At 66.0% G+C, this 15,178-nt stretch carries 13 protein-coding genes; 9 read left to right on the top strand and 4 right to left on the bottom strand.

Annotated elements, in window-relative coordinates; all coding sequences use genetic code 11:
- Genes BHD06_RS08560 through BHD06_RS08550 form a run of 3 tightly spaced genes read left to right on the top strand, consistent with a single transcriptional unit; the run spans position 1 to position 5,683 of the window.
- Positions 1–882, top strand: a complete 882-nt coding sequence (locus tag BHD06_RS08560) for a DUF58 domain-containing protein (RefSeq protein WP_176214314.1) — start codon at positions 1–3, stop codon at positions 880–882.
- The gene (locus BHD06_RS08555; protein WP_139784670.1) at positions 879–3,638 is read left to right on the top strand and encodes a DUF4159 domain-containing protein; all 2,760 of its coding nucleotides are present in this window, start codon (positions 879–881) and stop codon (positions 3,636–3,638) included. Before BHD06_RS08560 ends, BHD06_RS08555 begins: the two co-directional genes overlap by 4 nt.
- Positions 3,635–5,683 carry a hypothetical protein gene (locus tag BHD06_RS08550; protein WP_080456582.1) on the top strand — a complete coding sequence of 683 codons (2,049 nt, stop codon included), beginning with the start codon at positions 3,635–3,637 and terminating at the stop codon, positions 5,681–5,683. The genes BHD06_RS08555 and BHD06_RS08550 overlap by 4 nt, the downstream gene beginning before the upstream one ends.
- 191 nt (positions 5,684–5,874) lie before the next feature.
- On the opposite strand, the gene BHD06_RS08545 is transcribed toward BHD06_RS08550, so the two are convergent.
- Genes BHD06_RS08545 through BHD06_RS08535 form a run of 3 tightly spaced genes read right to left on the bottom strand, consistent with a single transcriptional unit; the run spans position 5,875 to position 7,409 of the window.
- Positions 5,875–6,234, bottom strand: a complete 360-nt coding sequence (locus tag BHD06_RS08545) for a hypothetical protein (protein ID WP_080456581.1) — start codon at positions 6,232–6,234, stop codon at positions 5,875–5,877.
- Between the two features lie 36 nt (positions 6,235–6,270).
- Positions 6,271–6,993: a DUF599 domain-containing protein gene (locus BHD06_RS08540; protein ID WP_080456580.1), complete on the bottom strand. Its 723-nt coding sequence runs from the start codon at positions 6,991–6,993 to the stop codon at positions 6,271–6,273.
- Positions 6,994–6,998: 5 nt separating this feature from the next.
- On the bottom strand, positions 6,999–7,409 hold the full coding sequence (locus tag BHD06_RS08535) for a CopD family protein (RefSeq protein WP_080456579.1): 411 nt from the start codon (positions 7,407–7,409) through the stop codon (positions 6,999–7,001).
- Positions 7,410–7,529: 120 nt separating this feature from the next.
- Between BHD06_RS08535 and BHD06_RS08530 the strand changes: the two genes are divergently transcribed.
- The 6 genes from BHD06_RS08530 (at position 7,530) to BHD06_RS08505 (ending at position 13,818) form a co-directional block, all read left to right on the top strand.
- Positions 7,530–8,963 carry an FAD-linked oxidase C-terminal domain-containing protein gene (locus tag BHD06_RS08530; protein ID WP_080456578.1) on the top strand — a complete coding sequence of 478 codons (1,434 nt, stop codon included), beginning with the start codon at positions 7,530–7,532 and terminating at the stop codon, positions 8,961–8,963.
- 63 nt (positions 8,964–9,026) lie between these two features.
- Complete coding sequence (locus BHD06_RS08525) at positions 9,027–10,172, top strand: FAD-binding protein (protein ID WP_080456577.1); 1,146 nt, start codon at positions 9,027–9,029, stop codon at positions 10,170–10,172.
- A gap of 22 nt (positions 10,173–10,194) precedes the next feature.
- The gene (gene glcF / locus BHD06_RS08520) at positions 10,195–11,517 is read left to right on the top strand and encodes a glycolate oxidase subunit GlcF (protein WP_080456576.1); all 1,323 of its coding nucleotides are present in this window, start codon (positions 10,195–10,197) and stop codon (positions 11,515–11,517) included.
- A gap of 65 nt (positions 11,518–11,582) precedes the next feature.
- A complete protein-coding gene (locus BHD06_RS08515) occupies positions 11,583–12,386 on the top strand; it encodes a serine protease (protein WP_080456575.1) in 804 nt (267 codons plus the stop codon).
- Complete coding sequence (locus BHD06_RS08510; protein WP_080456574.1) at positions 12,383–13,204, top strand: serine protease; 822 nt, start codon at positions 12,383–12,385, stop codon at positions 13,202–13,204. Before BHD06_RS08515 ends, BHD06_RS08510 begins: the two co-directional genes overlap by 4 nt.
- A gap of 143 nt (positions 13,205–13,347) precedes the next feature.
- Positions 13,348–13,818, top strand: coding sequence for an Hsp20 family protein (locus BHD06_RS08505; protein WP_080456573.1), 471 nt, complete (start codon positions 13,348–13,350; stop codon positions 13,816–13,818).
- 66 nt (positions 13,819–13,884) lie between these two features.
- Here BHD06_RS08505 and BHD06_RS08500 read toward each other — a convergent pair whose 3' ends face one another.
- Positions 13,885–15,126 (bottom strand): META domain-containing protein, encoded by a 1,242-nt coding sequence (locus BHD06_RS08500; RefSeq protein ID WP_080456572.1) that lies wholly within the window; start codon positions 15,124–15,126, stop codon positions 13,885–13,887.
- Positions 15,127–15,178 lie beyond the last annotated feature (52 nt).

Genomic DNA, 15,178 nt, shown 5'->3' with positions numbered 1-15,178 from the left:
ATGATAGCGAGTGTTCATACCCTGCGCCCCCGCGCCGAGGCCGAGGCCGCGCGCCTGCCGCCGCTTCTGGCGCGGGCCGAGCATCTGGCGGGCACCGTCCTTCTGGGCGAGCACGGCCGCAGACGGGCGGGGCAAGGCGACGATTTCTGGCAATACCGCCCGGTGCAGCAGGGCGACAGCCGCCGAATGATCGATTGGCGCCGCTCGGCCCGGTCGGACGCGCAATTCGTGCGGCAACGCGAATGGCAGATCGCGCAGAGCGTCATGCTCTGGGTCGATCCCGCCGCTTCGATGCGGTTTTCCTCGGACAAGGGCCTGCCCGACAAGGCGGATCGTGCGCGGCTTCTGGCGCTGGCGATGTCGGTGCTGCTGCTGCGCGGAGGCGAGCGGGTGGGAATGACCGGCACCGCCCTGCCCCCCCGGCGCGGGCAGGCGCAACTGGCCCGGCTGGCGCAGGCGCTGACCCTCGACAGCGACGAGGATTACGCAAGCCCCGACATGGCGGGCCTCGTGCCGCATGGCCGGGCGCTCTTGATCTCGGATTTCATGGGTGATCTGAGCGGGCTGCACGCAGCGCTGACCAAGGCGGCGGATCGCGGGGTGCGCGGCGTGGTCTATCAGGTGCTCGACCCGGCGGAAGAGGCGTTTCCCTATCGTGGGCGCACGATATTCGAGAGCATGGGCGGCACGCTGGCGCATGAGACCTTGAAGGCGAATGATCTGCGCGACCGCTATCTGGAACGGCTGGCCGCGCGTAAGGCCGAACTGGCCGCGCTTTGTGCCGCGACCGGCTGGCGGCATGGCCTGCATCACACCGGCGACTCCGCGCAATCGGCGCTTCTGTGGCTCTATCGTGCAATCGACAAGGGGGCGGGCGCATGATGCTCTGCCCCATCGGTTTCGCAGCACCCTGGCTGTTGCTGGCGCTCGCGGCCCTGCCCATCCTTTGGATTATCCTGCGCGCCGTGCCGCCCGCCCCGATCCGGCGGCGGTTCCCCGGTGTGGCGCTGCTTTTGGGGCTGACCGATGATGACACGGTGACGGATCGCACGCCGTGGTGGCTGTTGCTGCTCAGGATGCTGGCCGTCGCAGCGGTGATCGTGGGGCTGGCAGGCCCGGTGCTCAACCCGCGCGCCGAGGGCGAGGCGGCAAGCCGCCTGCCGCTGCTGATCATGACCGATGCAAGTTGGGCCACTGCGCGGGACTGGAATGCGCAGATCGCGGTGATGGACGGGCTTTTGGCCGAGGCGAGCCGCGCCGGGCGCGCCGCCGCAATCATGGATCTGAGCGACCCCCAGGCACCGGTTTTTCGCGCTGCCGAGACTTGGCGCAGCGGGCTGCCGGGGCTGACACCCGCGCCCTGGGCCCCCGCGCCCGCGACGCTTGAGACGGCGGCGGGCCTGCTGGACGAGGACGGGTTCGAGACGCGCTGGTTCTCGGACGGGCTGGCGCATGACGGGCGCGATGCACTGCTTGAGACGCTGGAAGCGCGCGGCCCGGTCACGGTGCATGAAAGCGTGCGCCCGGTCATGGCGCTGCGGCCTGCGCAACTGTCTGACGGACTGGTCGATCTGACCGCGCTGCGCGCCGCGCCCGGCGATGCGCGCGAAATCACCGTCAACGCCCATGGCCTTGATCCGGCAGGCATTCCCCGCGTACTGGCAAGCCTGCCGATGACGTTTCAAGACGGCGCGACCGAGACCACCGGCGCGCTGTCGCTGCCGCCGGAACTGCGCGCCCGCGTGACCCGGTTCGAGATCGCCGGCGAGACGCAGGCCGGGGCGGTCACGCTCACCGATGACGGGCTGAAACGGCGCGAGGTGGCGCTGATTTCCGGGCGCGAGGATCGCGAGGGGTTGGAGCTTCTGTCGCCGCTGCATTACCTTGAACAGGCTCTGGTGCCGACCGCCGATCTGCTCGACGGCGCGTTGATGGATGTGCTACCCGCCAACCCCGATGTGATCGTGCTGGCCGATGTGGCGACGCTGTCGGGGGCCGAGCAGGCGGCCTTGCTCGAATGGGCCGAAAAGGGCGGGTTGCTCCTGCGCTTTGCCGGGCCGCGCGTCGCCGCAAGCGATGTCTCGCGCAGCGAAGAGGCCCCGCTGATGCCGGTGCGCCTGCGCGCGGGCGGGCGCACCGTGGGCGGCGCGATGAGCTGGGGAGAGCCAAAATCTCTGGCCCCATTCCCCGATGGCAGCCCATTTCAGGGGCTCGATATCCCCACCGATGTGACGGTCAGCGCGCAGGTCATGGCACAGCCCGACCCGACGTTGGCCGAGCGGGTTATCGCGCAGCTGACCGATGGCACGCCGCTGGTCACGCGCAAGCGCATCGGTGCGGGCCAGGTCGTGCTCTTTCACGTCACCGCCAATGCCGAATGGTCGTCATTACCGCTTTCGGGCCTCTTCGTCCAGATGCTGGAGCGGCTGGCGGTCTCTTCTGCCATGGCCCCGCCGGACATGGCAGAACTGGCGGGCACAACATGGCAACCGGTCGAGGTGCTTGACGGGTTCGGACGGCTGGATGACGCGGGCACACGGCCCGGCGTGGCGGGCGAGGACGTGCTTGATGCAGCCCTTGGCCCCGACCTTTTACCGGGGCTTTATGATGGTCCCGAACGCAGGGTGGCGCGCAACGTCATGACAGCCGCGACGACACTGACCCCTATGTCATGGCCCGCCCGCATCCCCGTCGAGGGGCTGGCCCGCACGCCTGAGACGCCGCTTGGCGGATGGGTACTGGCAACGGCGCTGGTGTTGTTGACGGCCGATATCCTTGCCTCGCTGGCACTTTCGGGGCGGCTCTGGCCCGCGCGGGCGGCGGCGGTTCTGCTGCTGGCGCTCAGCCTTGGCGCACCGCAACCGGCGCAGGCGCAATCGGATGATGCCCGCGCCATTGAGGCGACCTCGGAGGTGGTGCTGGCCCATGTGATCACCGGCAACACGCAGGTCGACGATGCCGCGCGCGCCGGGCTGCGGGGGCTGGGGCGCATGCTCACCTTCCGCACCTCGATCGAGCCTGATCCGCCGATCAGCGTCGACCTCGAAACCGACGAGCTGGCGTTCTACCCGATCCTCTACTGGCCGATCACGCCTGATCAGCCCACCCCATCGGCCGAGGCCTATGTGAAGCTCAACGACTACCTGCGCAGCGGCGGCATGATCGTGTTCGACACGCGCGATGCCGATGTGGCAGGGTTCGGTGCCTCCTCACCCAATGGTGCGCGGCTGCAACGGCTGGCCGCCCCGCTCGATATTCCCCCGCTGGAGCCGGTGCCCGAGGATCACGTGCTGACCCGCACCTTCTATCTGCTCAGCGATTTTCCGGGCCGTCACACCGGCCGCGCCGTCTGGGTCGAGGCCGCACCCCCCGATGCCGAACGCATCGAGGGGATGCCGTTCCGCAATCTCAACGACGGGGTGACGCCAGTGGTGATCGGCGGCAATGACTGGGCCTCGGCCTGGGCAGTGAACGAGCGTGGCGATCCGCTCTTTCCGGTCGGGCGCGGCTATGCCGGGGAGCGGCAGCGAGAACTGGCTTACCGCTTTGGTGTCAACCTGGTGATGCATGTGCTGACCGGCAATTACAAATCGGATCAGGTCCATGTGCCCGCGCTTCTCGACAGGTTGGGCCAATGACGGGCAGCGTAATCTTCGATCCGCTTCTGCCGGTCTGGCTGATTGGCGCATTGGCGGTGCTGGTCGCGGCCGGGCTGTCCCTCGCGCTGTTGCGGGGCCTCTCTGGCTGGGCGTTTCGGGCGCTGGCCGGGCTGGTGGTGCTGGGGGCGCTGCTTGGCCCCGCCTATCAGCAGGAGGATCGCGCACCGCTGAGCGATATCGTGCTGCTGGTCGAGGATCAAAGCGCCAGCCAGGGCCTTGGCGACCGCGAGACGATGACGCAATCGACCGCCGATACGCTGGCCGCACGGCTCGAGGCGCGCGACAATACCGAGGTGCGGCGCGTGCCGGTGCCCGACGCGCCCGAGAATGGCGGCACCCTGGCGATGACCGCGCTGGCACAGGCCATGGCCGAAGAGCCGCGCGGGCGCATCGCCGGGGTGATCCTGCTGTCGGACGGGCGCATTCACGACGCCGAGCGCGCGCCCGACATCCCCGCGCCGCTGCACCTATTGCATAGCGGACGCGAGGGCGACTGGGACCGGCGGCTGCGCGTCGACAATGCCCCGGCCTTTGCCATCCTCGACGAGGAAGTGCGTCTGACGCTGACCATCGAGGATGATGGCGCCGCCCCCGAAGGCGTGATGGAAGTGCCGCTCGACATCTCCATCGACGGCGAAGAGCCGCGCCGCTTCCTGGTGCCCCTGGGCGAGGAGATGACCCTGCCGTTGACCCTGCCGCATGGCGGGCGCAACGTGCTGCAATTCACCACGCCCATGGCGACGGGCGAGCTTACCGACCGCAACAACACCGCGCTGGTGCAGATCAACGGCGTGCGTGACCGGCTCAGCGTGCTGCTGGTCTCGGGCCAGCCGCATCCCGGCACCCGGACATGGCGCAACCTGCTGAAATCCGACAGTTCCGTCGATCTGGTGCATTTCACGATCCTGCGCCCGCCCGAGAAACAGGACGGCGTGCCGGTGCGGGAACTGTCGCTCATTGCCTTTCCGACGCGGGAATTGTTTCTCGAAAAGGTCGATGATTTCGACCTGATCATCTTTGACCGTTATCGTCGGCGCGGCATCCTGCCCTCGATCTATCTCGAGAACATCCGCCAATATGTGGAAAAAGGCGGCGCGGTGCTGCTCGCCGCAGGCCCGGATTTCGCCGGGGCCGAAAGCATCTATCGCGGCCCGTTCGAAGAACTGGTACCCGCCCGCCCCACCGCGCGGGTGGTGGAAGAGGGCTATCGTCCCGATGTGACCGACCTTGGCGAGCGGCACCCGGTGACCGCCGGGCTGGAGCGTGATTTCGGCGCCGAATGGGGGCGCTGGATGCGCCAGATCGAAGTGACGCCGACGGGTGGCGACGTGGTGATGTCGGGTGCGGGCGACCGGCCACTATTGATGCTCGACCGGGTGGGCGAGGGGCGCGTGGCGCTTCTGGCGTCGGACCACGCCTGGCTTTGGGGGCGCGGGTTCGAGGGCGGCGGGCCACAGCTCGAATTGCTGCGCCGTCTGGCGCATTGGATGATGAAGGAACCCGAGCTTGAGGAAGAGGCGCTCTGGGCCGAGGCGACCGGCCAGAGGATGCGCATCATCCGCCGCTCGCTGTCGGGCGATGTGGGGCCCGTGACGATCACCACCCCCTCGGGCGAGGCGGTGGAGCGCGATCTCGAAGAGGTCTCTCCGGGGCGGTTCGAGGCGCTTTATGACGGGCCCGAAATCGGGCTTTACCGGCTGGAGAATGGCGAAGAGAGCGCCGTCATCGGGCTTGGCCCGGCGGCCCCGGTGGAATTCGAGCGCACGATTGCCAGCGATGCCGCCTTGCGGCCGGTGATCGACGCCACGAATGGCGGGGTGCAGGCGATGGCCGACGGGGTGCCGCGCATCCGCGAGGTGCGCGACGGCCGCCCCGCCGCCGGTCGCGGCTGGATCGGCATCACCCCGCGCGGCGCCTATGAGACGATGAGCGTGAGCCAGATGGCACTGTTGCCGCCCTGGCTGGTGCTGTTGCTGGTCTCCGGGCTGATCCTGGCCGGATGGTTGCGCGAAGGGCGTCGGTAGAGGGTGGTTTTGCCCTGAAGCTGTCGTTGCCGTTATGCCCCTGCGCGGCGATTTGGCTGCAACCTGCTCTGTGCTCAGATGTTTCCGGGCTTGGCTGGGATAAAGCGCTACATAACCAGCGTCGGATGGCCACACCGCGGCCCGGCGATACGCGGCTCACTATCAACGGGCCCTCAAGGCCTAAGCCTGCCTCAGGGCGTCAATTCCACCCGCACCGGCGCCCCGCTCCAGCCATCGACGGAACAATGCGCCTTGACGAAAATCTCGCGGGTGCCATCGGGAATCTGCAGGTTTGTCAGCGACCGGGTGAAAGGCTGCTCGTTGACATGCGGGTGGTGCAGCACGCGGTGGCCAAGGCGATTGCCCTCGGAGTCCAGCACCTCCCAGCCATCGGCATAATGGTCCCAACCGGTATCGGGATGCTCAAGGGTCACATCGACACGCCATGACATGCCCAACTTCTCCACCTGAACATCAAGTATCACGGGGTCATGCGCCATAGCGGCGGTGGCGAAACAGCAGGTGACAAGGCAAGATGTGATTTTTTTCATAACTCCCACCATAAGGCGAAAACGCCTGTGTTGCACTCACGTCTTTGTGTGGTTTTCCGCAGTGTCCGGCTGCATAAGCACCGCCCGAGACGCCGAGGCGAATTCGCGCCGCAGCAACACCAGTGCTGTTACCAGCGCCGCCGCGATCAGCGCATGGGCCCCAAGCAACCAGGCGGTGGCGGCGAGCGCACAATAGAGTGCGCGCAGCCCGCGATTGAACCCGCGCGCGGCGGTAATGTTGATCTCGCCCGCCTTGCGGGCCCGCGCCAGAGCGGCGGGATGGCCCGGATCGTTGGGCACCGCCCCCATCAGTACCGCGCAATAGCCGAACAACCGGTTGGACCAGACGAACTTGAGAAAGGCATTGACCAGAAACAGCACGACCAGCAGGATCTTGATCTCCCAGACGATCATCGGGCGTTGTCCCGCGCTCAGATCGTCGGCAAGGCCGATCACCTGCTCCAGATCGCCCAGAAGCGCCAGTGCCCCGCCGATGGCAATCAGCGTGGCCGACGCGAAAAACGCCGTGCCCTGCCGCAATTGCCCGATCATCTGCGAATCGAAGATGCGCGGATCACGGGTCACGAATTGCACCATCCATTCGCGGCGATAGTCCGCCATCAGGTTCGAGGTAGAGGGCCAACGGCGCGGCGCGTTTTCGATCAGCAGCGTCGTGCAGATCCAGACGCCAAGCAGCAGCGCCACGCCGACAGCGTCGAGCCGCGTGAAATGCGCCAGCTCTGGTGGCAGCGCGCCCATCGGGTTCAGAACGGGCGCACGACCACGGCCCAGAGCACCGCAATCGCGCCGAACACGCTGATTTCGTTGAAGATTCGCAGGAAACGGTCGCTCTCGGTAAAGATACCCTTTCGCGCCCGCAGCACCAGCCGTCCGGTCCAGCCGTAATGCAGGGCCAGCGCAAGCACCAGCGCCAGCTTGAGATGCGTCCAGCCGGGCCAGCCCAGCCAATTCGCGAGGTAGAGCCCGGTCGCGATGGCGATCACGCCAAGACCCAGTGAGAAGCGATAGAGCCGGATGGTCAGATCGCCAAGCGGGCCGAATTCGCCCAGACTGTCCCATTCGCGGTGCCAATAGATCAGCGCGCGGGGCACGGCGAAGATCGACGTCATCCAGCCCATGACACAGAGAATATGTATGATCTTGACCCAATCCATGCGCTTTCCCTTGCCCGAGCGCGCCAAGCTGCGCAAGTGTCAGAGGGTCGCGCCGATGAAAAAGGACTCGCAACATCGTCAAATTGGTTATATAGTTTTACCAATTTCAAGAGGTACGCCATGCAGATGCCAGAGCCAAACCCCGCCATCCTCGCCAAGAAAGCCGTGCTTGTTGAGCGTCTTCAAGGGGTTTTGCCGAATGATGCCGTGATCACGGAGATTTCCGAGACGCGCGCCTATGAGTGCGATGCGCTGACCGCCTATAAATGCCCGCCTCTGGCCGTGATCCTGCCCGGCTCGACGCAGGAGGTCTCGGATGCGCTTGCGATCTGTCACGAGATGGGCGTGCCGGTGGTGCCGCGCGGGTCTGGCACGTCACTGGCGGGCGGCGCGCTGCCCACGGCGGATAGTGTGATCCTAGGGGTGGCGAGGCTCGCCGATGTGCTGGAAACCGATTACGACAACCGTTTCATCCGTGTGCAGACCGGGCGCACCAACCTAAGCGTCACGGGTGCGGTGGAAGAGCACGGGTTTTTCTACGCGCCGGACCCGTCGAGCCAGCTGGCCTGCGCCATCGCGGGTAATATCGCGATGAACTCGGGCGGCGCGCATTGCCTGAAATACGGCGTGACCACCAACAACCTGATGGGCGTGACCATGGTGCTTATGGATGGCACCGTGATGGAACTGGGCGGCGCGCATCTAGAGGCCGAAGGCTATGACCTTCTGGGTCTGATCTGCGGATCCGAGGGGCAGCTGGGCGTGGTGACCGAGGCCACTTTGCGCATCCTGCGCAAGCCCGAAGGCGCGCGGCCGGTTCTCATAGGGTTCAATTCGAACGAAGTGGCCGGGGCCTGCGTCAGCGACATCATCAAGGCGGGCGTGCTGCCGGTGGCGATCGAATTCATGGATCGCCCCTGCATCCGCGCGACCGAGGATTTCGCCAAGGCGGGCTATCCCGATTGCGAGGCGCTGCTGATCGTCGAGGTCGAAGGATCGGATGCCGAGATCGACGAGCAGTTGGCCCTGATCGAGGGGATCGCGCGCAAACATGATCCGGTGGAGTTGCGCCAGAGCCGGTCCGCAGAGGAAAGTGCCAAGATCTGGCTGGGCCGCAAATCGGCCTTTGGCGCGATGGGGAATATCAACGATTACATGTGCCTCGACGGCACCATCCCGGTCAGCCAGCTGCCTCATGTCCTGCGCCGCATCGGCGAGATGTCGGATCAGTTCGGGCTGGACGTGGCGAATGTGTTTCACGCGGGCGACGGTAACATGCATCCGCTGATCCTGTTCGATGCCAACAAGCCCGGCGATCTGGAACTGTGCGAGGAATTCGGCGCCGAGATTCTCAAGCTCTGCGTTGAGGTGGGCGGGTGCCTTACCGGCGAACATGGTGTGGGGATCGAGAAGCGCGACCTGATGGCGCATCAATATGACCCCGATGATCTGGCCGCGCAGATGGATGTAAAGGATGTGTTCGACCCGAAATGGCTGCTCAACCCGGCCAAGGTTTTTCCGCTCGACTCGTCCGATCCACGGCGGGCGGCCTGATCTTTCAAAGACCGGGGGTTTCACCCCCGGACCCCCAGAGTATTTTTACCAAGAAGAAACAGCATGACACCGAAAACAGAGGCGGAACTCGCCGAGATCATCAGCGGTACCGAGGGACCGCTGCGCATCGAGGGCGGCGGCACACGGCCCCTTGGGCGGGTCTCCAACGGGGCGCGGCTGAGCACGTCGGGGCTGACGGGCATCGAGCTATACGAGCCGGGCGCGATGACGCTGGTCGCCAAGGCAGGCACGCCGCTGGCGGAGATTGTGGCCGCGCTGGAGGCCGAGGGCCAGCGGCTGGCCTTCGAGCCGATGGATCATCGTGGACTGTTGGGCACGGACGGCACGCCCACCATCGGCGGCGTCGTGGCCGCCAATGTCAGCGGTCCGCGCCGCATTCAGGCCGGGGCCTGCCGCGATTTTCTGCTGGGCGTGCGCTTTGTCGATGGGCAGGGCCGCGTGGTCAAGAATGGCGGGCGGGTGATGAAGAACGTCACCGGCTATGATCTGGTCAAGTTGATGGCGGGCAGTTACGGAACGTTGGGCGTGCTGACCGAGGTCGCACTCAAGGTGCTGCCGCGCCCGCGCAGCAGCGGTATGCTGCTGTCGGAGGGGCTGCGCGATGACCGTGCGATCACCGCGTTGAGCCATGCGCTCGGCTCGCCCTACGAGGTGACCGGGGCGGCGCATCTGCAGCGCGGCCAGGATGGCGCGCCGGTGACGATGATCCGGCTTGAAGGGTTTGAGAATTCGGTGGCCTATCGCGCCGGAGAATTGCAATCGCTGCTGGCGGGATTCGGACGCTTCACCCTGGAGACCGATCCGGCAGTGACCGAGGCCGCCTGGCACCACGTGCGCGATGTCGGCCCGTTTCACGGGCGCGAAGGCGATGTCTGGCGTATCTCGGTCAAGCCGACCGATGCGCCGGGGATCGTCGCCGATCTGGCTGGCACCGAGGCGCTCTATGATTGGGGCGGCGGGCTGATCTGGCTGCTGGCCCCCGACGGCTCGGGCGTGAATGCGGCCAGGCTGCGCGCCGCCGTGGCCGCGCGCGGCGGGCACGCGATGCTGATCCGGGGGGACCGGAGCCGCGCCACCTTCGCACCCCTGCCCGCGCCCGTGGCCGCCCTGCAAGAGGGGTTACGGCAGAAGTTCGACCCCCGTCAAATCCTCAACCCCGGCCTGATGGCGCAGGGCGAGACCGCCTGAGCCGCGCCCGGAGACATAGCATATGAAGACCGAATTCACCGCCGAACAACTCGAAAACCCGAAGATCGCGCGCGCCAACGAGATTCTGCGCTCTTGCGTGCATTGCGGGTTCTGCACCGCCACCTGCCCCACGTATCAGGTGCTGGGCGATGAGCTGGATAGCCCCCGGGGCCGAATCTACCTGATCAAGGACATGCTGGAGAATGACCGCGTGCCCGATGCCAGGACGGTCAAGCATATTGATCGCTGCCTGTCGTGCCTGGCCTGCATGACGACCTGCCCCTCTGGGGTGCATTACATGCATCTGGTGGATCAGGCGCGCGAATATATCGAGCAACGTTACAAGCGGCCCATGGGCGACCGCGCCCTACGCTGGATATTGGCGCGCATCCTGCCCTATCCGATGCGGTTCCGGGTGGCGCTCTTGGGGGCCAAGATCGGGCGACCCTTTGCGCGGCTGATGCCGGATGCGCGGCTGCGCGCAATGCTGGAGATGGCACCCAGGCAGGTGCCGCCCGTCAGCCGCAATGACAATCCACAGACCTTTCCGGCACAAGGAGCGCGAAAGAAACGTGTGGCGCTGATGACCGGCTGTGCGCAGCGCGCGCTCAACACCGATATCAATGACGCGACGATCCGGCTGCTGACCCGGCTGGGCTGCGAGGTGGTGGTGGCCGAAGGGGCGGGCTGTTGCGGCGCGCTCACGCATCACATGGGCAAGACTACAGAAAGCCACGCCACGGCGGCGAAGAACATCCGCGCATGGGCGCGTGAAATGGATGGTGCGGGGCTGGATGCGATTGTCATCAACACGAGCGGCTGCGGCACCACGGTCAAGGATTACGGGCATATGTTCCGGCTGGAGACGCTTGCGCAGGATGCGACGCGGGTCAGCGATATCGCCATGGATGTGAGCGAGTTGCTGATTCAGCTCGACCTGCCCGAAGGTGCCGACAAGCAGATGGTGATCGCCTATCACGCCGCCTGTTCGCTGCAGCACGGTCAGCAGATCAAGACCTATCCCAAGGACCTGCTCAAGCGTGCCGGGTTCAGCGTGGTGGAGCCGACGGATGCCCACCTGTGCTGCGGCTCTGCGGGCACTTACAACCTGATGCAGCCGGAGATTTCGAAGAAGTTGAAAGATCGCAAGATCCGCACGCTGGAGGCCAAAAAACCGGACGTGATCGCCGCCGGAAATATCGGCTGCATGATGCAGATCGGCTCGGGCACGGGCACGCCCGTTGTGCATACAGTCGAATTGCTCGACTGGGCCACTGGCGGGCCGAAACCACCGGCGATGGAGCGCGCCACCTCGGGAAAGTCGGAGGTTCCGATTCTGCGCTGATCCGGCCATAATCTGGCCCAAAACGCGCGCTATCTGACAGGCATCTCAGATGTGCCGGAGGTCCGATGCTGCGTTCTTGTCTTGTCACCCTTCTCGTCATGCTGGCCGGAAGCGGCGCTGCCGAGGACAGCCGTCTGGAGCGGCTGGATGTGGGCGACGAGGCCCGTCAGTGGGAGGCCGTGGGCCGACTCGAACTTGCGGGGCGCGGATTCTGCACCGGGGCACTAGTGGCACCCGATCTGGTGCTGACCGCAGCGCATTGCCTCTATGAGAAGGCTACCGGCGCGCGGATCGATCCGGCGCGGATCGAATTCATGGCGGGTTGGCGCAATGGACGCGCGGCAGCCTATCGCACGGTCCGCCGCGCCGTGATCCATCCCGATTATGATTTCGACGCCGAGGTGACAGCAAACCGGGTGCGTAACGACCTTGCGCTACTGGAATTGCACCACCCGATCAAGAACACCCGCGTCACCCCGTTCGAAACCGATGAGCGCCCGCGCAAGGGGCAAGAGATCGGCGTCGTGAGCTATGCCAAGGGACGCGCCGAGGCCCCGTCGCTCCAGAATGTATGCAAGGTCAAGGCGCGCCAGCAGGGCGTGCTCATCATGTCATGCGATGTTGATTTCGGATCGAGCGGCGCACCGGTCTTTTCCTTCGAAGGCGGGCAGCCGCGCATTGTCTCGGTGGTGTCGGCGATGGCCGAGGTGGACGGGAGCAAGGTGTCGCTCGGCACGCAACTGTTGGCCCCGCTGCAAACCCTGCGCGCGGCACTCGATGCCGGGCAAGGGGTGTTCCAGGACGCCGCCCCCAAGACCTTCACCCTTGGCGAACGCCGCGACACCGGCGCGAAATTCGCCAGGCCATGACCCGGGCGCGCCGCATCCTCGGGGTTGTCGCCGCCTTGTGCCTGGCCTCGGGCGGGGCAATGGCGCAATCGAGTGGGCTGACCCGGCTGACCGACCGCGACGACCTGTTCGGTTGGGAGGCCGTGGGGCGTGTGGATATCGGGCGCTCTGGGTTCTGCACCGGGGTGCTGATCGCGCCCGATCAGGTGCTGACAGCGGCGCATTGCGTCTTTGATCGCGCAAAACAGCCGGTCGAGGCCGCAAAGATCCGCTTTCGCGCCGGACTGCGCGATGGCGAAGTGATCGCCGAATCCGGCGTGACCGGCTATGTGACCGCGCCGGGCTATGATCCGCGTGACGGCATGCAGGCGCAGAATATCCGCAACGATGCAGCCCTGCTGCGCCTTGCCACCCCGATCAGCAGCGCGCTTGCCGCGCCCTTTGTCGTGCATGAGCGCCCGCGCGACGGTGAACGCGTGAGCGTCGTCTCTTACGGGCGCGACCGCGACAAGGCCCCGTCCTGGCAGCGCGAATGCAACATGCTGTGGCGCGCCGAGGGGATCATGGCGTTTGACTGCGACGTGATCTTCGGCTCGTCGGGCGCACCGGTCTTTGCCCGGCATGGCAGCCGCGCACGCATCCTGTCGCTGGTCAGTGGCGGACAGTGGAAAAGCACCGAAAAGCGTGCCTATGGCATGGACCTGCCCGCGCTGATCCCCACGCTCAAGCGAGATCTGCGCACCGCCACCGCCGGCCAGGCGAGCGTCAATCCCGGTTTCACGCGGGTGCAGGTGGGCACGGGCAAACGCGCCTCGGGCGCGCGCTTCGCCAAGCCCTGAGCGGCGCATGCACCGCTCTTGACAGGGGCGGGACCGCTTCCCAAATAGATTCCAACCCGGTGCCACACAAAGGGCCGGGGGTTTACAGGCCTGTCCCTGCGGGAAGGCCGACAAGTCAGGTATCGCTCAAAGGAGGATGACCCATGCGCAACTTTGATCTTGCACCGCTCTACCGGGCGACGGTCGGGTTCGACCAGATCGCCGACCTGCTGGATCGGGTGATGGCCAGCGACGTGACGCAGCCCACCTATCCGCCCTACAATATCGAGAAAACCGCCGACGATGCCTATCGCATCTCGATCGCCGTCGCGGGCTTTGGGGCCGATGATCTCAGCGTCGAGGTGAAGGATGGCGCGCTCGTCGTCTCGGCGGCCAAGGCCGAGGATGACAGCGACCGCACCTATCTGCATCGCGGCATCGCCACCCGCGCGTTCGAGCGTCGGTTCCAACTGGCCGATCATGTCCGGGTGACCGGCGCGTCGCATGCCGATGGCATGCTGCATATAGACCTGGAACGCGAAATGCCCGAGGCGCTGAAACCCCGCCGCATTTCGATTGCCAATGGCGATCAGTCCGTTGCCAAGGATGTTTTGGACGCCGAAAAGGTGAACTGAGGCGGGACCCCCCGCGCAACCACCGAGCGCCCGGTCGCATCTCCCTCGGCCGGGCGTCTTGCCGTTTCAGGGCTGGCGCGCCTCTAGCAGGACGCCGCCGCCCTCGCCCCCGATCAACAGCAGCGCGCCGTCCGCGGTGACATCGAACCGGGTCACCTGTTCGAGCGCGTCGAGCATCCGGCGCTCCTGTTCCATCAGTGGCTCATGGCAGGCCATCATCGTGCTGCCCATGGCCCCGAATTGCAGACCCTCACCGGTGAGCGTGAACCCCCCGATCAAGCGGTTACACCCGCTGCTGCCCGCGACACGGCCCGGATTGAGGAAATTGAGTGACAGGCGCTCGGGTTCGATCAACTCCGCATCACCCAAGGCCGTGACCTGCCAAACGCCGTCGATCAGCAAATCAGAAGGGTCCCCCCCGCAGCCACGCAGATCGCGGCCGTCAAGGGTTAAGATTGCCGTGTCGGGATAGGGCATGCCGCTCATGTCATCATGGCAGAGTCGCTCTTCGATCCGCAGATGCGCGCCTGCGTCAGGCATGTCGAAATCATAGGCACCGGGGACCACCTGCACCACCGGGCGCGGGGCTTCGCGCGTGATCTCACCGTAATCGCCGACGATCTCTGCGGTTTTCGGTCCGAGATCCACATACCAGCCCGGCTCGTTGCCGCGCGCGCGGTAAGGCATCTCGCCCGCCGGGAGCACCTCGCGACACTCCGGCAGATCCCGTCCCTCAAGCCGGATCGTGGTCGCGTCGCCCTTGTTCCACACGGTCGTCTCTCGGTCCTTGACGCCTTCATAGCGCGCGCCCGAGGCCGCCTCAACCTGCACGAGCGGGATGTCGCGGCCCTCGGCACGCAGTACCATCTCCTCGCCCAATATGCCCACCATGACCGACACATCCCCGCAAACAAGCTCAGTGGCGAAGGCAATCGGCGTGACCGGCTCCAGGGTCAGTTCCCCTAGATCGACTGGCTCACGTCCAGTCTCGAATGCCAGACCGCGGAGCACCCATCGGGGTTCGCCATGCACGCGGATCACTGCACTCACCTCGCCCGCCAGGCCCGGCGGCACCGCCATCTCAAAAGGCAGCGGCACCTGTTTGCCGTCGGGATTGAGCGTCGTCTCACCCAGCATCGCGCCAAAGCGGCCCTCGGCCACCACGGTGGCACGCGCCTTGGGCGGCAGGGCGATGCGCTGAACGTATCCGAGCGTGCCGGTAATCCAGCGCACATCGTCCTCTTGCGCCTTGGCCGGCAGGACCGACAGAAGCGGCGGAATGCAGATCAGAGACATGACGCGGAACATGGGCCGCCTTCCCTCTCGCGGTCGGGTTTTCCCTACCCTAGACAATGCCTGC

It is taken from the genome of Roseovarius sp. A-2 (assembly GCF_002072155.1).
GTDB lineage: Bacteria > Pseudomonadota > Alphaproteobacteria > Rhodobacterales > Rhodobacteraceae > Roseovarius.
Note: the sequence above shows the minus strand (reverse complement) of the source record. Positions and strands in the feature narration are given on the sequence as shown.